The organism is Caulobacter sp. P4_E5, from assembly GCF_056401555.1.
The window spans coordinates 16,453-35,355 of record NZ_JBFUJD010000029.1; the positions used below are offsets into that span (position 1 = coordinate 16,453).

Genomic DNA, 18,903 nt, shown 5'->3' on the forward strand with positions numbered 1-18,903 from the left:
TAGACGGCGCCCCCGAGCGCCGTCCTCCATGCGAGACTGCATAAATCACCGCAGACGCCTCGTCAGGGACTTTAAAGCAGAGCTGATGTGCTTTTCCACCGTGCTGACGCTGATGCCCATGCGGCGGGCGGTCTCCACGTGGCTGTGACCGTCCAGCTTGTGCAGCTGGAAGGCCTGGCGGGTTTTCTCGGGAAGGTCCTCGACCGCCTCGACCAGGGCCTGCAGGCGCTGGCGGCCGGCGACGACCTCGTCGGCCGAGGGCTCGTCGGCGATCTCCTGGCCCGCGACGGCCGTGGTGTTGATCGCGCGCCAGTCGTTGTCGCGAGCGCCGGAGCGCTTCTGGCTGCGCAGGCGGTCAAGCATCAGGTTCGAGCCGATCCGATGCAGCAGGGCGGACGGGTTGTCGACCGGGCCGACCGCCTCCATGCCGCTGAGCCGGAGATAGAGGTCCTGGACCAGATCCTCGGCCTCGGCGCGGGAACCCAGGCGCGCGGCGAAGAAACGCACCAGGTTGGCGCGCTTTTCCTCGTACAAGCCCAGCAGCACGGCCTTGTCCGAGCCCGTCACGCTCAAAAGATCCCCCGCGTCCGCCAATCGCCGCCCCCTCAAGGCGCAGCACTATCCATCTTTTTGGCCGAAAGACGATCGTTAGTTCGACCGTTCGTCCGTCCTCGCCGAAGCAGATAGGGCGGCGATGGATCTGGAGAAGGCGCCGCGAAGATTGAATACCGGTAGTTTTCTTGGTTCCCGTTGAAATCGGTTCGTTTGGCGCGATGGGGCGACGCCGCGAGGACCTGATTTGTGTGGCGAAATGTCGCGGAGACCTTGATGGAGAGCGCCGGCTTTCGCGGCGCCAGGGCGAGATCCGATCATCCGAGGTCCGATCGACGTCCGCTTCGTCCGGACGCGGCGGGGTTCGACAATGTAATCCATTGTAAAAACAACGCCGCCACCTCTGGTGGCGCCGGGGATCTTGCTCTTTAACCTTCCGCGAACGCGGTTCGGGGAGCGCGGGATCATGAGTCAGTCCAGCGTGATGCAGCGACACGTTCCCCAAATGGTCGGCAAGCCGGCCGTCGTCGCCCTCCTCAATCCGGTGGTCGGCGAAATCGCCAGCGCCCTGCTCGACCTGGGCGGCGCGGCGCATCGCGACGTGGTCGTCGCCTACGTCGCCAAGCAGCGCGGTCTGTATCGCCCGCCCGACGCCCTGCGGCGCGAACTGGGCGCGGCGTTTGACGCCTATTGTGATGGCGCCTGTGATCCGCGGGCGCCGGGCCTGCTGCACCTGCCCTATGGCCCCCAGAGCGCCCGCTGGGCCCTGACAGATCGCGGCTATCGCATGCTGCGGATGGGTGAGACGCGATGAAACCGGTCACGCCGCGCTGGGCGGCTGCCGTGGCCAAGCCGGGGCGAGAGCGCCGCCGCTTTACGCCGTTGATCCTGGCTGCCGCCCTCGCGGCCCTGGTCTGGGCCGCCATCGCCTGGGGCGGCGCTGTGCTGGGCGCCTGGCTGGCGTGACCCGCGGCGCGGCTCGCGCTATCGTGGAACGGTTGGGGATTTTCGGGGGCGAGTGATCATGCGCGGACGTAACCTGGGGCTGGGGGTCGCCGGCCTTCTGGCGCTGAGCGCCTGCGCCTCGCCACGGGCCGTGGGTCAAGGCGACGTCGCGGGCCTGAAGGGCGCGACGATCGCCGGCCATGCCAGTCAGGCCGACGGCGATGACGCCGTATACGCCAAGGCCGTGCAGGCCCGGGCGATCGCGCGCCTTGGAAATGAGCTCGCGGCCAAACCCGCCTATCTGGTTCAGGTCGGCGTGGCCCTGGCCCCGCCGGCCGTCGGCGTTTCCAGCGCCGCCGAGACCCTCGAGGCCAAGGCCTGGCGCAGCCAGCCGCCGGCTCCGCAATCCTGGAGTGGGGTTTTCGGCCGCAAGGGCCCCGTCCGCATCGTGACCCTGGCCGTGCTGGACGCTCGTACGGGCAAGACGGTCGCCTGGTCTTCGATCCGGGTGCGCAAGGGCGAGCCGGCGGCGGTGGCCGATCTGCTGGTCCAGACTCTGCAAGCGCCCGCCAAGGGCTGAGCCGCTTCATCGGATTCAAAAGTTGGCGCGCGTTTGGCGGGCGAAACCGCTCACGCTTTCGCCCAGCGCGCTTTAGCTCACGCCGTGGCGTGGCAGGCGCACGGTGAATTCAGCGCCGACGCCGGGTTCGCTGCGGCACGAGACCTCGCCGCCGTGACGGGCGACGGCGGCCTGCACGAAGGCCAGGCCCAGGCCGACGCCGCCGGCCGCCTCCGATCCCGGACGCTCGAAACGCTGGAAAGGCCGGAAAGCCGTGGCCGCCTCCTCGCGCGAGAAGCCCGGACCCTGGTCGGCGATGGCGACATTGGCCGTGGGGCCGTTGGCGGACGGCTGTTCCGACAAGGTGACGGTGATGGTCGAACCCTCGGGGCTGTACTTCACCGCGTTGCCCAGCAGATTGACCAGGGTGCGGGCCAGGACGCCGCGATCGCCCAGCACCATCAACGGGACGTCGCCGCCGACCTGGTCGATCCTCATCCGCCGCTGGATCGACTGTGGCCAGACCTCGTCGATGGCCTCGATGGCGATGTCGGCGAGGTCGACGGGCTCCAGGGACACCGGTGTCACCTCGGCCCGCGCCAACTGCACGAAACCATCGGCCAGGGCCAGGGTGCGCTTGGCGTAGGCCGTGATGCGCTCGGCCAGTTCGGGGGGCACGTCCGGCGTGGTGGCCAATAGCGCCAGGATCGAGGTTTGCGGCGAGCGCATGTCGTGGGTCAGCAGCTGCAGCGCCTGTTCGCGCTGGCGCATGGCGGCGGTCAGGATCGAGATGTCGGCCAGGCGCACGATGAAGCCGGCCCCGGCCCCGGTCTCGTCGCGTCGGAACACGGTTTGTAGCTGATAGGCCCGGCCGTCGGGCAGGTGCAGGTCGATCGGCTCGTGTCGATCGGTCGCRTGCGGCCAGTCCAGCTCGAAGCGGCGGCCCAACGGCTCCAGGGCGTTGATCAGGTCGGCCAGGGAGGCGTCGTTCAAGACACGCTGGGCCGGCCTGAACAGGGTCTGGGCCGCGGCGTTGGCGGCGATCACCCGGCCTTGCGCGTCGGCGACCAGGGTGGCGTCGGGCAGGCTGAACAGGGCGTCGGCCGAGAAGCGGCGCAGGTCGTCAATCCGGCTGATCGCCTCGCCCAGGTCCAGGGCCTGGCGGGCGACGACGTCGCTCTCGAACTCCTTGGACGAGTCCCTCGAGGGCGCGTGGCGGCCACGGACGATCGCGCGCACCCGCGCCAGCTCGCGGCCCAGCAGATCATTGACCCGGCCCAGCTGTCCCCAGCCCCAGACGAGGGCCACCACCTGCAGGCCGACCACGGTGGCGACGGGCGAGAGCCAGACGTGGCCCAGCCAGAACATCGCCGCCGAATAGGTCAGGCCCACCATGCAGAGGCCGATGGTCAGCACCAGATTGGCGCGCGGCGGCAGCACCAGGAAGCCGGTCATCAGCAGCCACAGCAGGGCCAGGGTGAACGCTACCCGGCCCCAGGGTCCGGCCGGCTTGATCATCAGGCCGCTGCGCAAGCCGTCCAGGATGCTGGCCTGGAGCTGAACGCCGGTCATGCTGGCGGCGTCCGGGGTCACGGGTGTAGGGAAGGCGGGCCCCAGGCCCGGCGCGGTCAGGCCCACGAACACGGTGCGGCCGGCGATCAGCGACGGCGGAACCTCGCCGTCCAGCACGCTGGAAAAGCTGACGTGGCGATAGATCGACGGCGGCCCCGCGAACGGGATCAGCAGGGTCTGATCGGCGCCGCGCGTCGTGTCGCGTCCGCCGGGCCGCCGGGTCGCGCGATGGACCACGGTCATCAGGTCCGGGCTGAGGGTGGAGCCGCTGGCCTCGAACGGCGCCATGCGGCGTACGACGCCGTCATCGTCGAAGTGGACGTGGGCCAGGCCGATCCCGGCCGCGCCGTGGGCGACCTCCGCGATCGAACCGACGATCCGGGGCGGGGCGTCGCCGCCGCCATATTGCAGGAACTGAGGCAGATAGACCTTGCCCGAGCGTGCGATGGCCTGACCCAGGGCCTGATCCCGGGCCGGGTCGGACGAGGGCTGGCTGAACAGCACGTCGTAGACGATGGTGCTGGCGCCGGCCGCGTTCAGCCGATCGATCATCTGGCCATGGATGTCGCGCGACCACGGCCAGGCGCCCAGCTGGGCCAGGCTACGGTCGTCGATGTCGACGATCAGGATCGAGGCGTCGGCCGGCCGCCCGTTGGCGCGGGCCAGAACGTCGTACAGCACGTCGTCCACCCGCTTGGGCGGCAGGATCGCGAACAGGACGAAGGCCAGGCTGGAAAGCACGGCCAGCAGCAGCCACGACAGCAGCCGTCCCGAGGTGCGCTGGGGTTTTGAACTCAGGCCTGTCACTTGCCAATCTGCAGGGTCTGCAACGGACCGACCTTCTCGGTGATCGTCCCGTTCTTGAAGCGGACGGCGGTCACCCGCCAGGCATAGGCGCCGGCCGGCAGGTCGGTCAGGGTCAGTTGCGGCTCGGTCAGGCCGGGTTGATCGACCACCGGCGTCTTGCCAACCTTGTCAGCGGGACCGGGGAACAGCTGGAAGCGGTAGTTGCGGACGCCGTCGCCAGCCGAGCTCCAGCGGAACAGGAACTTGCGGTGCTTGCCTTCACGGCTGTCGACGGGAGCGGCGGTCTCCAGGGTGTCGAGGTCGCGGTCGAAGCTGTAGTCGGCCGGAAAGCCTTCCAGCCCGTTGGCGTCCAGCACGGTCAGGCGGACGAAATAGGTGCCGTTGGCCAGCTCGCCGAAGTCGGCGCCGGGCGTGTCGGTCGTCGCTTCCGCGAAGACGCCGATGAAACCCGCGTCGCGTGACAGCTGCAGGCGATAGGCGCTGGCGCTCGCGACGGGCTCGACCGCGAAATGGACGGTCTTGTCGCTCTGGTTCTGGCCGCGGGTGTCCAGCTTCGGCGCGGGCGACAGCTTGATGGGGGGGGTGACCGCGCCCTGGGCGGCGCTGACGCCGAAGCCGGCGGGCACCGGCGGCGCGCGGGCGACGATCACGCCGGCGGCCACGGCGACCGCGCCCGCCAGCACCTCGGTGTGAGCCTTGCCTTCGCTGAAGCTGACCCGGAACTCGGTGCCCCGGACGGCCGAGACCGAGACGGGGGTATGGACCTCGAACTTGGCGGCGGGATTCTGGGTCGGGGTGGCTGAGATGGCGCTGCGGCCCTGCTCCAGCTGGAAGACGCGCTGCGGGGCGTTGTTGATCAGCACCTGGCGCAGCTTGGCGATCCGCACATGGGTGTTCGAGGGGAGGGTGACCCGAGACCCGTCCTCCATCTCGAAAGTGGCGAAGGCGTTGGGCCCGGTAATGACGCTCTGGCCTTCGTTCAGCGCCATGCCGATCCGGGCGGGGAGCTGTTGGCCGTTGGTTTCGATGAACACCGCGCCACTCGACGCCGACAGAGTGGCGGCGATCGGCGTCGATTTCAGCAGACTGGGATCGATGCTCAGCTGCGAACCGGCCTGCATTCGCCGAGGCTGTCTAACGCGGTTGGTCTTCTGGACCGCCCGATAGTCGCCGGTTCGGTTCAGATAGGCGCGGCCGAGGCCGATCAGGGTGTCGCCAGGCTTGACCGCGTAAACGACATGCGGCTCCGGCGCGGAAGCCGGGGCGCGAGTCTGCGCGTTGGCGCTCGCCGCACAGAGCACCGACGCCAGAAGGAAAAGGCCTGCCCCCGCAGCCTTGGTCATGATGTCAGTCTCCCCCGCCCACGCCGGTCTCCGCGACCTCGGGTTCGCAGGCTTCGAGACGATAGCCGAAACCGTAGACCGTGCTCAGTCGGAAACCGTTGCTGGGCCGCAAGTGAAGCTTGGCCCTCAAGCGCGAGACGTGGGCGTCCAGGGTGCGGGTTTCCAGGTCCGGACGCTGGCCCCAGATCCGCCGCAGCAGATACTCGCGCGACAGGGGACGGGACAGGTTGTTGAACAGCAGGGACGCCAGCTGGAATTCCTTGGGCGTCAGGGCTTCGACATGGCCGCCCCAGCTGGCGGTCTGGGCGCCGGGGTCCAGGCGGTACTGGCCATGCTGCTCGGTCTGCGGTTGGACCGGCGGGCGGTGAATGCGGCGCACCACGGCGTTGACCCGGGCCAGCAGCACCTGGGGCTGCAGCGGCTTGACGATGTAGTCGTCGGCCCCGGCGTTCAGGCCTTCGACCAGGTCGGCCTCGACCGAGCGACTGGTCAGCAGCAACACCGGCGGGGCGGTGGCCGGATCCTCGCGCAACAGCTTCAGGGTCTCGACCCCGGACAGCTCCGGCATGTTCCAGTCGAGGATGATCAGGTCGAAGGTTTGCTTGCGCAGCTCCGCCAGCAGCCGTGAGGGCTGGGTGAAACTGGTGCAGGTGAAGCCAGCGGGGTCCAGCACGGAGGCGACGAGCGCATTGTGGCTTTGGTCGTCGTCGAGCAGGGCGACTTTCATTTGCTCACTTAGGCTGACGGGTGGCGCGCCCCGCGGGGGAGCGGGGCGCGCAGCGGGAAGCTCACCGTCGGTGGGGCGACGAGCAGGCGACCAGCCATTCATCTCTACCTTGCCCCGACCCTGTTCGCTCGACTTTGGGAGGCGTTTTTACAATGCTTTACAGTCGAGCCGAACCACCAATCACGTCCGCTGACCGATGATCGGACTCAGACTGGGTGCGAGGTCGCCCGAGGGGCGAATTTCCACGGCGGACAGACCCAGCCACGCGGCCATGAGGGAGAGTTCCTGGGCCAGCCTTGCGGCCGTCTCGCCGTTGGCCTCCGGCTCGGCGTGGGCGGCCAGCACCAGCAGCTTGCCGGCCTTGCGGTCGGCCTTCAGGTCGACGCGGGCGGTGATCGCCTCGTCCTGCAGGAACGGCAGGACGTAGTAGCCGTGGGTGCGCTTGTGGGCCGGGGTGTAGATCTCCAGCCGCACGCGGACGCCGAACATCCGCTCGGTGCGCTCGCGGAACCAGATCAGGTTGTCGAACGGCGAGAGCAAGGCGCTAGCCTTGATTGAACGCGGGCGACGCGCGTCGGGCCACAGATAGGCCGGCTGGTCCCAGCCCTTGACCGCGACCGTCTCCAGGACGCCGGCATCGACCAGGTCGGCCACGCCTTGGCGCGTGTCGGCGAGGCTCAGGCGGAAATAGTCCCGTAGGTCCCGCTCGGTGGCCACGCCCATGGCGCGGGCCGAGATCGTCAGCAACTGGCGACAGGCGTCGGCGCGGTCCGGGGTCGGGGCTTGATGGATCGGCTTGGGCAGCACCCGCTCGGGCAGGCCGTAGACCCGCTCGAAACTGCCTCGGCGCGTGACGGTGGTCAGGCGGCCGGTCCAGAACAGGCACTCCATGGCCCGCTTGCCCTCGCTCCAGCCCCACCAGCCGCCTTCGCCCTTGGCCCCCAGCTCCAGTTCCGAGGCCGCCAGCGGGCCGCGCTCGGCCACGGTGTCGAGGGCCTTCTGGATGAAGCCGGCGTGGCTGCGCAGGAAGGCGGCGACGCCCTTCCAGACCCCGACCCCCTCGGCGGCGTCGGCCATGCGCCAGCGCAGCAGGGGGAGGGTGGACAGCGGCGTCAGCGAAGCCTCGTGCGCCCAGTATTCGGCCAAGGCGGGCTTTCGGCCCCAAGCCAGGTCCTCCAGCAGCGTCCGGTCGTAGGATCCCAGGCGCGAGAACAGCGGCAGATAGTGCGAGCGCGAAACGACATTGACCGAGTCGATCTGGACGACGCCCAGGGCCTCGATCGTGGAAAGGATGTGGCGCTTGCCGGGCGCGGCCGGGCGCGGACGCCCGAAGCCCTGAGCCGCCAGCGCGATGCGCCGCGCGTCCTTCGCGGAGAGGATCTCGACCATGGCCGCAATTGAGCTTGCGTCGCCCGCCAGCGCAAGGCGCTGAGACCGCTGCCGCCGGGCTTGGCCTCGGCGTCGAATGATCCTACCGATGCGGCTCTTTGAGTATCCTTCGGAGCCACCAGAATGACCGCCATCGAGAAGGGCCCGGCCCGCCTGGTGCTCGCGCCCGAGGTCGGCGGGGCGATCGCCGCCTTCACGGTCGAGGGCCGCGACGTGCTGCGGTCGATGACCGAAGGCGCGACCGACGCCCTGCTGACGGCGAGCTTTCCGCTGGTCCCGTTCTGCAATCGAATCCCCCACGGCCGCTTCGCCTTCGAGGGGCGCGAGGTCGTGCTGCCGCCGAATCTCGGCGACCACCCGCACGCCTTGCATGGCCAGGGCTGGCGCGCGGCCTGGACCGTGGAGAAAGCCGAGGACGGCGAGGCCGTGCTGTCCTACGATCACGCGCCCGACGCTTGGCCGTGGGCCTATCGCGCCGAGCAGCGCTTCGTGCTCAGCGAGACGGGCTTCCGGGCCGAGCTGAGCGTGACCAATACCGGCGACGCGCCGATGCCGGCGGGGCTGGGCTTCCACCCCTATTTCCCGCGTCGGCCGGGCGAGACCCTGACGGCGGCCAATGACGGCGTCTGGCTGATCGACACGGACGTCCTGCCCACGATCCATCACCCGGGCCCCTGGGACGCCGACTGGGCGGCGGGGGCGGCGGTCGAGGGGCACGGCCTGATCGACCACTGCTACACCGGCTGGGACCAACGCGCGGTGCTGTCGGCGCCGGGCGCGCCGGACACCGTGATCACCGCCTCGGCCGCGTGCCGCTGGCTGCATGTCTATGTCCCGCCGGGCGAGGGCTATCTCTGCGTGGAGCCTTGCGCCAGCCGGCCCAACCCGTTCGGCGACGGGGACACCGGCATGGTGACGCTGGCGCCGGGCGAGAGCCGCTCGGTGTGGATGGCCGTCGCTACGGCGTGATTCCCGCCTGGGCCTTCAGCCTGGCCACCATGTCATTGGACAGATAGCCGTCGGCCGGCAGTTGCTGGCTCTGCTGCCAAGCGCGCAGGGCCTTGCGGGTGCCGGCGCCGATGACGCCGTCGGCCGGGCCGGGATTGAAGCCGACGCGGGCCAGGGCGATCTGGGCGGCCATGCGGTCCGACATCGACAGGGGCGTCTCGACGGGCCACGGCGTGACCGGCGGATCGCCGCCGCCGAAGCGGTCGGCCAGCAGGCCGATGCCCAGGGCGTAGGACGTCGAGTTGTTGTAGGTGCGGATCGCGAAATGGTTCGGCAGGGCCAGGAAGGCTGGCCCGGTCGCGCCCGCGGGCAGGATCAGCATGGCCGGCGAGGCGGCGTCGGCGGCGGTCCAGGGCAGGCCGTCGGCGCGGCGCACGCCCTTGGCCTCCCACCAGGCCGGGATCTCGCGCGGGCCCTCGGTCACCGAATAGTCGAAGCCGGCTGGTAGGATGACCTCCTTGGCCCAGCCCACGCCGGGCTTCCAGCCACCCTTGGCCAGCAGGTTGGCGGCCGAGGCCAGTGAGTCGGAATCCGAACCCCAGATGTCACGGCGGCCGTCGCCGTCGAAATCGACGGCCGTGGCGCGGTAGCTGGACGGGATGAACTGGGTCTGGCCCATGGCCCCGGCCCAGGAGCCCTTCAGCCGCTCTCGCGTCACCTCACCCGAATCGATGATCTTCAGGGCGGCGATCAGCTCGCCCTCGGCCCAGGCGCGGCGGCGGCCGTCGGCGGCCAGGCTGACCATCGAGCGGACGACGTCGAAATTGCCCTGCAGCTGGCCGAAGGCCGATTCCATCGCCCAGACGGCCAGCAGGATGTCGCGCGGCACGCCGTAGCGCGCCTCGATGGTCGGCAGATAGGCCAGCTCCTCGCGCTTGCGCCGGCCCACGGCGACGCGGTCGTCGCTGATCACGCCCTTGATATAGTCCCCGACTGGCTTGGAGAACTCCGGCTGGCGGCTGTCCAGGCTGATGACCTTGGGGTCCGGCGTGACGCCGGCCAGCTCGCGGTCCAGCAGCTCGGCGGAGAGCCCGGCGGCCTGGGCGCGGACACGGAAGTCGGCCAGCCAGGTGTCGAAGGCCAGCTCGCCCGCCGGCACGGGCGTGGCGGGAGCCGGGGCCGGCGCGCTGGGCGTCCGCGGCTGGGGCGCGGGCGGCTGAGGCGTGACGGCGGTCAGCGGCCCCTGCGGAGAGGTGTCCGCGCAGCCGGCGAGCAGAAGGACGAGAAAGACGCGACGATCCATGGCCATGAGGCGAAAGCTACCGGGGTTCGTGTGAAAGCTTCAATCACAAGCGCGCCAGACGGGTGAAGTTCCCACGCGGCCTGGGCGAAAGGCCTTGAAACGCATTGACTCCCAGCCGTGTCCTGCTTATACGCACCGCCTCCGAAACACCCGGACGTTCCGGCCGTCACCTTGTGCGCGCCCGAACCTCTCCGCTGAGTACAGACAGAGACGGTCATGAAGGTTCGCAGCTCGCTGAAGTCGCTGAAGGGTCGCCACCGCGACTGCAAGATGGTGCGCCGCAAGGGCGTCATCTACATCATCAACAAGACCGACCCGCGCTTCAAAGCCAAGCAGGGCTGATGACGCCTGTGCGTCCCAGAGCCGTTCTCTGGGATGTCGGGAATGTCATCGTGCGCTGGGATCCCCGCGCACTGTATGCGAAGATCTTCAAGGAACCGGCCGATATCGACCGGTTCCTTTCGCATGTCTGCACCCTCGATTGGCATGTCGAACACGACAAGGGCGTCGGCTTTCCGGAGAACGCCGCGTCGCTGATCGAGCGCTTCCCCGAGCACGCGGATCAGATCCGCGCCTGGGACGAGCGCTTCGGCGAAATGCTGTCCGGCCCAGTCCCCGAGACCGTGGCGGTGATCGAGGCTCTGGCCGCCCGCGACACACCACAGTTCGCGCTCACGAATATGCCCCAGAGCAAGTGGCCCGTGGTTCAGGCCATCTCGCCCGCCCATTTCGGCCTGTTCCGGGATGCGATCGTCTCGGGCGACGAGAAGGTGATCAAGCCGGCCCGGCGGATCTACGAGATCGTCCTGGAGCGCACGGGCCTGCAGGCCGCCGACCTGCTGTTCATCGACGACAGCGCCGCCAATATCGAAGCGGCCATGGACATCGGCTTCCACACCCACCACTTCACCGATCCGGCGCTACTTCGCGCCGCTGTCGAGCGGCACGGCCTGCTCTAAGTCTCCTATTCGGAGGATCTCGCATGAACGTCGGTTTCGTCGGCCTGGGCGCCATGGGCGCGGCCATGGTTCGCAACCTGCTGGGCAAAGGCGTGTCGGTGACGGTGTGGAACCGCTCGCAGGCCATCGTCGATGACCTGGCCGCCGAGGGCGCGACGCCGGCCCAGACGATCGACGACGTCTTCGCCGCCGACATCGTCCTGAGCATGCTGGCCCACGACCAGGCCATGCGCGAGGTGCTGGTCGACAGCGGCGCGCTGGCCCGGGCCCGCAAGGGCGTGGTCCACGTCAACCTCGCCACCATCTCCACCGCCTTGGCCGCCGAGCTTTCGGCCCTGCACGCCGAGCTCGGCCTCGGCTACGTCGCGTCGCCGGTGTTCGGTCGGCCGCCGGTGGCCCTGGCCGGGGGCTTGAACGTCCTGGCCGCCGGCGCGCCCGCCGCCGTCGAGGCCGCCATGCCGGTGCTGGAGAAGCTGGCCGCCAAGGTCTGGCCGCTGGGCGAGGACCCCGTCCGCGCCAACGCCCTCAAGCTGGCCGGCAACTTCATGATCGTCTCGGCCATCGAATCGATGGGCGAGGCCGTGGCGCTGGGTGAGGCCTACGGCGTCGAGGGGGCCGAGCTGCTGGACATGCTGACCAGCACCCTGTTCGCCGCGCCGATCTACAAGATCTATGGCGGCATGATCGCCGAGCGCCGTTACAGCCCGCCGGGCTTCGCCGCCGAGCTAGGCCTGAAAGACGTGCGCCTGGTCCTCGACGCGGCCGAGGCCAAGGGCCTGTCCATGCCGCTGGCGGACCTGGCCGAGGCGAGCCTGGAATCGCTGCTGGGCGGGCCGGACAAGGACCTGGATCTGGCGGCGCTGGCCGAGGTCGCGCGAGGACGTGTGGAAGGTCGCTGAATCGCGCTTTCCATGGGCGCGGCTTCGAACTAGGTTCCGCGCCTCCCAATTCCAGCCTCTCGCGAGACTTCCGCATGGCCGACGACGCCACTCCCCACGCAGACGTTCTGAACTCGACCGCCCAGGGTCAGCTGAAGTCGATCATCGACCGCGTCGAGCGGCTCGAGGTCGAGAAGACCGAGATCATGGAGCAGATGAAGGAAGTCTACGCCGAGGCCAAGGGTAACGGCTTCGACGTCAAGATCCTCAAGAAGGTGGTCCGCATCCGCAAGCAGGACCGCGCCAAGCGCCAGGAAGAGGACGCGATCCTGGACCTCTATCTGTCGGCGATCGGCGAGATCTAAGTCCGTCGTTTTTACGGGTGCGCTGGCGCGTCGGATCGCGCTAGCGTTCTCCCCGATGCGCGCCAAGCCGCCCGATCCGAAAGAACAGGCCAAGCGGTCCGCGCTGAACGCCCTCAAGCGGGCTCGGCGCGCGGCCGAGAAGACCGGCGTCGAGCTCTCCGAATGGGAGGGCGAGTTCCTGACCAGCGTCGCCCAGCGCGTCGAGACCTACGGCCGGGCCTTCGCCGACCCGGAGAAGGGCGCGCGCGGCCAGGCCCTGTCGGGCAACCAGGCCATCAAGCTCAAGGAAATCGCCCGCAAGGCCCAAGGCGCCAAGAATGGGGGCGAGTCCAAGCCGATGAAGCGCGGCAAGGGCTTTGGCCGCCGCGAACGGCCGGGAGCCGAGCCGGAAAGCGACGAAGGCTGATTCTCAAAATGGGTGTGTGACGATGTCGACACTCCTATGAATTGTGTTTTAACTCCTCTCTATTGGGGGGAGCCAATGACCGAATTGAATCTTGATCACTTTGTCACCGCGCGGTCCGCCTTCCGGCGACGACTGGTGGGGGCGAGAGCCGAACGTCTGGGCCGACCAGTTCGAGGCGCAGAGTTTGATGATCACGCGATGCTGGTGGAGGTAGATGATCCACCGGCGCCGCCAATGGCCTTCCACATCGTCTACGAGGACACCAAGCTACAATTGACGGGGCGCTGCATCACGCTGCGCAATCTCCTCAGTGAGGTGGCCGAGGTCCGTTTGACCGCCTACTGCCATATGCGCGGAGCTATGCGCATGTTCCTCGCATCGAGGGTCGCGGAGGCGACCGACCTGTCGACCGGAGAAGTTCACGAGGACGCCTTGGGCTTTTTCCGCGAACACCCTCTCCTCCGGTACATGACAGCGGATGACGCCGCGACGCGCAGCCCTGAACTGATGGCAGTTCAGAGTTGCCGCGACGAGATCATCATCCTGAGCTTCGTCGGCGCCGCGGACGGTGATTTCGACGAAGACGAGCAAGAGGAAATCATCAAGCACGTCCTGCTGAACTGGGATGATCCCCTGGATGAGGTGCTCGTCCGGAGACGCGTCCAGTCCTGGGTACCGGATGAGCGGGCCTTTGAAAGAGCGCTTGCTCGCATGTGTGCAGGGGAGGGCAATCCCAAGGCTCTTATGCGCTCCATGCGCCGCGTGATCGATGCTGACGGTGAGGTCGATCCCGAGGAGGTCGCCTTTGCCAGTGAAGTCCAAAATCGATTGGCGGCGGCGGGGCGGATCTAGCGTCAGGCACTAGAAAGCGACGAAGGCTGATCCTGGCGCGACCGGGCCTGACGGCGAGACCGACGTTCTGCGGTTAACTCCCTTACCAACGGGGAGAGAACTTATGGACATCGTCAAATCTTCGCGCGGCGTCGCGCTGACCATCCTGCTGGCCACCGCGGTGGCCGGAACCCTCGATATCAGCGACGCCTGCGTCTATTGGGCGATCACCAAGGGGGTCCCGCCCGAGCGGATCTTACAGTCGATCGCCAGCGGTCTATTGGGCAAGGCGGCGTACAAGGGCGGCGCGCAGACGGCGGCTTTAGGCCTAGTCCTGCATTTCGGCATCATGGCGGTGATGGTGGCGGTCTACGCCGTGGCCAGCCTTCGCCTGCCGATCCTGACCAAGCGGCCGGTCGTGATGGGCCTTGGCTACGGGCTAGCGACCTATCTGGTGATGAACTACGTCGTCCTGCCGCTGTCGCGGGTGGGGCCGCGCGGCGCCTTCGTACTGCCCAATTTCATCAATGGATTGATGGCTCACCTGGTGCTGGTCGGTCTCACGATCGCCTTGATCGTGGCCTGGCGCGAACGGCGAACGAATACACTCTAGGATTTCGTCTCAAAGGCTTACCAAAAACTGTCGTTCACCCGCCACTGTTAAGGTCTTGGTAACGATCCCGGCTGAAAATGTGAATAATTGTAAAGAGTTAACGGTTTCCCTGTTGTGAGGTTCTGGGTCGCGGCTGCTCACAGCGACCCCCGTCTCGATGCGCGCAGGCGAAAGCCTGGATCGGCCGCCGAGCGAGCCCCACGGCTCAACGGACTAAGGACAATGGCGACGACTTATCAATATCTGCTGCGCCGAAAGGCGGAGCTGGAAACCCGTATGATCGAAGCGCAACGGCGGGCTCAAGCCCCGTTCGAGAGTGAGCTGCGCGCGATCATCCTGGCGCTGGACGCGCTGAAGCAGGCTGGCATGGCCGAGCGCCTGTCGGCCGGCGAGCCGGCGACGTTCGCGCCGCCGACGCCGGGCAAACGCGGCCGGCGAGGGCGCACCACGCGCGACATGATCCTGATGACCCTGGCCCAGGCGCCGGGCCTGAACGAGGCCGAGATCGCTCGTCAGCTCGACCACCGCTGGAGCCGCCCGGTCACGCCGGTGGCCGTCGGGCGCGAGCTGGAGGTGATGGAGATGGAGGGCCTCGCCCGCCGCTCGGGACCGGGCTGGATCCGGCTCACGGAGCAGGCGGAAGAGCACGTCACCGAAGAACACGTCGAAGACGCCGAGGAGCGACCAAGCCTCAGCCTGGCGGTTCCCGGACACTAGGTCGGCCCGAACACTAAATCGGCCCGAGCACCAAATCGGCAAGAGACCTAAGCCCGCGCCGTCGGTTTGACGGCCGGGCGGGCCGGTTTCAGCAGCGTCTTCAGGCGCTGCTCGCGCGACACCGGCCGGAAAATCATCAAAGTCGCCATTAGCCCGCTTCCTTCATGTCGACTTCGATGCCCTGCTCGCGGACCTTGCGATAGAGGGTCGAGCGGCCGATGCCGAGGCGGCGGGCCACTTCGCTCATATGACCGGCATAGACGTCGATCGCGTGCTGAATGAGGTCGCGTTCGATGTCCTCCAGCGTCCGCAGATGGCCGCGGTCGTCGAGGATGCGCACGGGCGCGTCGGCGGCCGGAGCGGACATGGCGGCGTGCGCGGCCTGCAGCATGGCGGCGGGCGGCGGCGCGGGCGCGATCGAGACCGCCTCCATCGGCGCGGCCAAGCCCGAGATGGCCGGGAAATCATAGGGCTGCAGATACGGCGCGTCGGCCAGCACGATGGCGCGATAGATCGTGTTCTCCAGCTGACGGACGTTGCCGGGCCAGTCGAAGGCGGTCAGTAGCTGCAGGGTCTCGGGCGAGGCGCCGATGACGCGCTTGCCCTCTTCCACGTTGAAGCGGCGGATGAACGCCTCGACCAGGGCCGGGATGTCCTCGCGGCGCTCGCGCAAGCTGGGAGCCTCCAGCGGGAAGACGTTCAGGCGGTAATAGAGGTCCTCGCGGAAGCGGCCGGCCGCGACGGCCTGCTGCAGGTCGCGATTGGTGGCCGAGACGATGCGGACGTCGACCTTCAGCGAGCGCTTGGAGCCGATCGGGTCGATCTCGCCCTCTTGCAGCGCGCGCAGCAGCTTGACCTGGACGTCCAGCGGCAGTTCGCCAACCTCGTCGAGGAACAGGGTGCCGCCGTCGGCTTCCTTGAACTTGCCCAGGTGCTTGTCGCTGGCGCCGGTGAACGAGCCCTTCTCGTGGCCGAACAGGATCGACTCCACGAGGTTCTCGGGGATGGCGCCGCAGTTGACGGCCACGAACGGCTTGCCCGAGCGGTCGGACGAGCCGTGCACGGCGCGGGCGATCAGTTCCTTGCCGACGCCGCTTTCGCCGGTGATCAGCACGGGGATGGCGCTCTTGGCCGCGCGTTCGCCCATGCGCTTGACCATGGTCATGACCGGCGACGCGCCGATCAGGTCCGCGAAGGTGGTCTTGCCGCCGGCCCGCTTGGTCAGGCGCTCGACCTCACCCTTCAGGTCGCCCATCGACAGGGCGTTGCGGATCGAGACGGTGATGCGCTCCGGGCTGGCCGGCTTGATGAAGAAGTCGGTGGCCCCGGCCTGCATGGCCTTGACCACGGTGTCGACGCCGCCGCTGGCGGTCAGCACGATCACGGGCTGGGTGAAGCCGCGCGCGCGCAGCTCCTTCAGCGTGTCCTGGCCGTTCAGCCCGGGCATGACGAGGTCGAGCAGAATCACGTCGGCGGGCGCGCCCGAGGTCAGGTGCGCGATGGCGGTGTCGCCGCCTTCGGCGTGAGCCACGGCGAAGCCGTCGCGCTCGAGCACCGCCTGGATCAGCCGACGTTGTGTCGGGTCGTCATCGACGACAAGGACCGTTTTGGTCATTGGGCACATCCACCAGAACCGGCCACGCCCACATGGAGCAGGGCTCTTGTTGGTTCAGAGTGATACAGCCTCGGGGTAAACATCGGCTTTCGCAGACGTGTCGTGAACCTTAAGGTTTAGGCTTAACAAGGTGTTGCGCGGAGGGGGCCATGGTCGATGACGAACAGCTGAAGGCGCTGGCCCTGGCCTTGCCGGAAGTGACCGGCGGCGCCAACGAGAGCGGCCAGTTCGGCTATGAGGTCGGCGGCAAGGGGATGGCCTGGGGCTATCTGGCCCGCCCGGCGCCCAAGGCCAAGCGCGTGCTGGTCCCCGGCGTCGCCGCCATCCGCTGTCCGATGGAGACCAAGGCGATGCTGATCGAGGCCGCGCCCGACCGGTTCTTCACCGACGACCACTATCGCGGCTATCCGGCGGTGCTGGTGCGGCTTTCCGAGATCGAGGCCGACGAGCTGGCGGGACTGCTCAAGCAGGCTTGGAAGATCGTGGCGCCCAAGGCGGTCCAGAAGCGTCATCCAGACGTTTGACGCATTGCGCCATGCCGGCGCCGAGGCCTATCTGCTAGCCCATGAACGCCCCCTTCAAGCCTGACGCCCCGCCCGAATGGAACCTGGCCGACCTCTATGTCGGTCGCGACGACCCCCGGATCGAGACCGACCTGGCCGCCGCCAAGGCCGCCAATGACGAGCTGGCCTCGCTGGAGGGGATGTTCCTTGAGGCCCGCAAGGAACCCCAGCGCCTGGGCGTGCTGCTGGATCGCGGCATCGGCCTCTACGAACAGGCGACCAACGGGTTGTGGAGCGTCGGCGCCTATGCGGCCCTGGCCGCCTCGGTGGCGCGCGACGATCCGGCCTGGGCCAAATTCGAAGGCGACCTACGGGCCCGCTCGTCGCAGGTCGCCGCCGAGAGCCTGTTCTTCACGCTGGAGCTGAACCAGCTGGAGGACGGCGAGATCGCCGCCGCGCTTAAAGCTTATCCGCTGAGCGCCCGCTGGGCGCCGTGGTTGCGCCGCGTGCGCCTGTCGCGCCCGCACGAGCTGTCGCCCGAGCTGGAGCGCTTCATCGTCGACAAGGCCCCGGCCGTCGCCAACTGGGTGCGTCTCTATGATGAGACCCTGGCCAAGCTGACCGCCCAGACCGAAGGCAAGGCCGGGACCGAGACCCTGACCCTGCCCGAGGCCTTGAACCGCCTTTCCGACCCCAGCGTCGAGCGCCGCAAGTCGGCCGCCGACGGCCTGGCCAAGGCCCTGTCGGAGCGCGCCTCGACCCAGGCCCTGGTGCTGAACACCCTGGCCTTCGAGAAGCAGATCGAGGACCGCTGGCGCCGCTACGACCATCCGGCCCAGTCGCGGCACCTGGCTAACGAGGTCGACGCCGACGCCGTCGACGCCCTGGAGCGGGCGGTGGTCGAGGCCTATCCGCGCCTGTCGCACCGTTACTACGCGCTGAAGGCCAAGGTCATGGGCCGCGGCAGCCTGGACTACTGGGACCGCAACGCCCCGCTGACCGCGGCCGCCCCGCGCGCCTATGCCTGGGACGAGGCCAAGGGCATGGTGCTGGAGAGCTTCCAGGACCTGGCGCCGAAGTTCGCCGACGCCGCCCGGGTGTTCTTCGACCGCCCGTGGATCGACGCCCGCCCGCGCCCCGGCAAGCAATCCGGCGCCTTCGCCCATCCGGTCACGGCCGACCGCCATCCATTCGTGTTCATGAACTATATGGGCGAGCGGCGCGACGTGCTGACCCTGGCCCACGAGCTGGGCCACGCGGTCCACCAGACCCTGTGCGCGCCGCTGGGCACCCTGTTGGCCGACACCCCCCTGACCCTGGCCGAGACCGCTTCGATCTTCGGCGAGGGCCTGGTGTTCGACCGCTTGCTGGCCGAGGCGACGCCCGAGGACCGCAAGGGCCTGCTGGCCGGCAAGATCGAGGACGGCCTCAACACCGTGGTCCGCCAGATCGCCTTCCATCGCTTCGAGCGCCGCTTCCACGAGGCCCGGCTGGAAGGCGAGTTGTCGGCCGACCAGATCGGCGGCCTGTGGCTGGAGGTGATGGGCGAGAGCCTGGGCCCGGCCGTGAAGCTGAACGACGGCTACGAGCACTATTGGGCCTATGTCAGCCACTTCTGCCACGCACCGTTCTACGTCTACGCCTACGCGTTTGGCGATCTGCTGGTGCGCGGCCTGATGGAGAAGCGCCGCGAGGATCCGGCGAAATTCGCGCCGCTGTACGAGGACCTCCTCGCGGCGGGCGGTACGCGCACCTATGTCGAGGCCCTGGCCCCCTTCGGCCTGAACCCCAGGGACAAAGCGTTCTGGGCCGCCGGCTGTTCGCAGCTGGAGCGGCTGGTGGACGAGTTCGAAGCCCTCGTCTGACGGAGC

Annotated in this window: 22 protein-coding genes; 14 read left to right on the top strand and 8 right to left on the bottom strand. The window is 68.4% G+C overall.

All coding sequences use genetic code 11. The features are described 5' to 3' along the window. Positions 1-45: 45 nt before the first annotated feature. Positions 46-567 carry an RNA polymerase sigma factor gene (locus AC1DSO_RS11205; protein ID WP_477068895.1) on the bottom strand — a complete coding sequence of 174 codons (522 nt, stop codon included), beginning with the start codon at positions 565-567 and terminating at the stop codon, positions 46-48. Positions 568-1,018: 451 nt separating this feature from the next. Here AC1DSO_RS11205 and AC1DSO_RS11210 point away from each other — a divergent pair, with 451 nt between their 5' ends. From AC1DSO_RS11210 to AC1DSO_RS11220, 3 genes are read left to right on the top strand one after another with little or no spacing between them, the layout of a single operon-like run. Further along, positions 1,019-1,366, top strand: coding sequence for a hypothetical protein (locus tag AC1DSO_RS11210; protein ID WP_477068896.1), 348 nt, complete (start codon positions 1,019-1,021; stop codon positions 1,364-1,366). After that, positions 1,363-1,518, top strand: a complete 156-nt coding sequence (locus tag AC1DSO_RS11215) for a hypothetical protein (protein ID WP_477068897.1) — start codon at positions 1,363-1,365, stop codon at positions 1,516-1,518. The genes AC1DSO_RS11210 and AC1DSO_RS11215 overlap by 4 nt, the downstream gene beginning before the upstream one ends. Before the next feature lie 58 nt (positions 1,519-1,576). Beyond that, the gene (locus AC1DSO_RS11220) at positions 1,577-2,077 is read left to right on the top strand and encodes a hypothetical protein (protein ID WP_477068898.1); all 501 of its coding nucleotides are present in this window, start codon (positions 1,577-1,579) and stop codon (positions 2,075-2,077) included. A gap of 72 nt (positions 2,078-2,149) precedes the next feature. On the opposite strand, the gene AC1DSO_RS11225 is transcribed toward AC1DSO_RS11220, so the two are convergent. From AC1DSO_RS11225 to AC1DSO_RS11240, 4 genes are all read right to left on the bottom strand, one after another. Further along, complete coding sequence (locus AC1DSO_RS11225) at positions 2,150-4,435, bottom strand: CHASE2 domain-containing protein (protein ID WP_477068899.1); 2,286 nt, start codon at positions 4,433-4,435, stop codon at positions 2,150-2,152. Further along, the gene (locus AC1DSO_RS11230; protein ID WP_477068900.1) at positions 4,432-5,778 is read right to left on the bottom strand and encodes a FecR family protein; all 1,347 of its coding nucleotides are present in this window, start codon (positions 5,776-5,778) and stop codon (positions 4,432-4,434) included. The genes AC1DSO_RS11225 and AC1DSO_RS11230 overlap by 4 nt, the downstream gene beginning before the upstream one ends. A gap of 4 nt (positions 5,779-5,782) precedes the next feature. Further along, complete coding sequence (locus AC1DSO_RS11235; RefSeq protein ID WP_477068901.1) at positions 5,783-6,607, bottom strand: response regulator transcription factor; 825 nt, start codon at positions 6,605-6,607, stop codon at positions 5,783-5,785. Positions 6,608-6,685: 78 nt separating this feature from the next. Beyond that, entirely contained in the window at positions 6,686-7,894 is a 1,209-nt protein-coding gene (locus AC1DSO_RS11240) for a winged helix-turn-helix domain-containing protein (RefSeq protein ID WP_477068902.1), read from the bottom strand. A gap of 123 nt (positions 7,895-8,017) precedes the next feature. Between AC1DSO_RS11240 and AC1DSO_RS11245 the strand changes: the two genes are divergently transcribed. Further along, positions 8,018-8,863 (top strand): aldose 1-epimerase, encoded by an 846-nt coding sequence (locus tag AC1DSO_RS11245; protein WP_477068903.1) that lies wholly within the window; start codon positions 8,018-8,020, stop codon positions 8,861-8,863. Here the strand turns inward: AC1DSO_RS11245 and AC1DSO_RS11250 are convergent. Next, positions 8,853-10,151, bottom strand: a complete 1,299-nt coding sequence (locus AC1DSO_RS11250; RefSeq protein WP_477068904.1) for a lytic murein transglycosylase — start codon at positions 10,149-10,151, stop codon at positions 8,853-8,855. The two genes, AC1DSO_RS11245 and AC1DSO_RS11250, sit on opposite strands and share 11 nt — an antisense overlap. Before the next feature lie 210 nt (positions 10,152-10,361). Between AC1DSO_RS11250 and ykgO the strand changes: the two genes are divergently transcribed. The 8 genes from ykgO to AC1DSO_RS11290 all read left to right on the top strand — a co-directional run bounded on the left by ykgO (position 10,362) and on the right by AC1DSO_RS11290 (position 14,914). Continuing rightward, entirely contained in the window at positions 10,362-10,487 is a 126-nt protein-coding gene (ykgO, locus tag AC1DSO_RS11255) for a type B 50S ribosomal protein L36 (protein ID WP_004616427.1), read from the top strand. Continuing rightward, positions 10,487-11,104: an HAD family hydrolase gene (locus tag AC1DSO_RS11260; protein WP_477068905.1), complete on the top strand. Its 618-nt coding sequence runs from the start codon at positions 10,487-10,489 to the stop codon at positions 11,102-11,104. Before ykgO ends, AC1DSO_RS11260 begins: the two co-directional genes overlap by 1 nt. A gap of 23 nt (positions 11,105-11,127) precedes the next feature. After that, complete coding sequence (locus AC1DSO_RS11265) at positions 11,128-12,003, top strand: NAD(P)-dependent oxidoreductase (RefSeq protein ID WP_477068906.1); 876 nt, start codon at positions 11,128-11,130, stop codon at positions 12,001-12,003. Between the two features lie 74 nt (positions 12,004-12,077). After that, entirely contained in the window at positions 12,078-12,347 is a 270-nt protein-coding gene (gene gapR, locus AC1DSO_RS11270; RefSeq protein ID WP_047403559.1) for a nucleoid-associated protein GapR, read from the top strand. A 55-nt stretch (positions 12,348-12,402) separates the two neighbouring features. After that, positions 12,403-12,753, top strand: a complete 351-nt coding sequence (locus AC1DSO_RS11275) for a hypothetical protein (RefSeq protein WP_477068907.1) — start codon at positions 12,403-12,405, stop codon at positions 12,751-12,753. Between the two features lie 75 nt (positions 12,754-12,828). Then, positions 12,829-13,605, top strand: a complete 777-nt coding sequence (locus tag AC1DSO_RS11280; RefSeq protein ID WP_477068908.1) for a tellurite resistance TerB family protein — start codon at positions 12,829-12,831, stop codon at positions 13,603-13,605. A gap of 103 nt (positions 13,606-13,708) precedes the next feature. Further along, entirely contained in the window at positions 13,709-14,197 is a 489-nt protein-coding gene (locus AC1DSO_RS11285; RefSeq protein ID WP_477068909.1) for a hypothetical protein, read from the top strand. A gap of 222 nt (positions 14,198-14,419) precedes the next feature. Continuing rightward, positions 14,420-14,914, top strand: a complete 495-nt coding sequence (locus tag AC1DSO_RS11290; protein ID WP_477068910.1) for a hypothetical protein — start codon at positions 14,420-14,422, stop codon at positions 14,912-14,914. A gap of 47 nt (positions 14,915-14,961) precedes the next feature. Here AC1DSO_RS11290 and AC1DSO_RS11295 read toward each other — a convergent pair whose 3' ends face one another. Together AC1DSO_RS11295 and AC1DSO_RS11300 are read right to left on the bottom strand one after the other, a co-directional pair. Continuing rightward, complete coding sequence (locus tag AC1DSO_RS11295) at positions 14,962-15,063, bottom strand: hypothetical protein (RefSeq protein WP_082009039.1); 102 nt, start codon at positions 15,061-15,063, stop codon at positions 14,962-14,964. After that, positions 15,063-16,529, bottom strand: coding sequence for a sigma-54-dependent transcriptional regulator (locus AC1DSO_RS11300; protein WP_477068911.1), 1,467 nt, complete (start codon positions 16,527-16,529; stop codon positions 15,063-15,065). The genes AC1DSO_RS11295 and AC1DSO_RS11300 overlap by 1 nt, the downstream gene beginning before the upstream one ends. A gap of 149 nt (positions 16,530-16,678) precedes the next feature. Between AC1DSO_RS11300 and AC1DSO_RS11305 the strand changes: the two genes are divergently transcribed. Beyond that, a complete protein-coding gene (locus AC1DSO_RS11305) occupies positions 16,679-17,053 on the top strand; it encodes an MmcQ/YjbR family DNA-binding protein (protein WP_477068912.1) in 375 nt (124 codons plus the stop codon). A 41-nt stretch (positions 17,054-17,094) separates the two neighbouring features. Continuing rightward, entirely contained in the window at positions 17,095-18,897 is a 1,803-nt protein-coding gene (locus AC1DSO_RS11310; protein ID WP_477068913.1) for a M3 family oligoendopeptidase, read from the top strand. Positions 18,898-18,903: the final 6 nt, after the last annotated feature.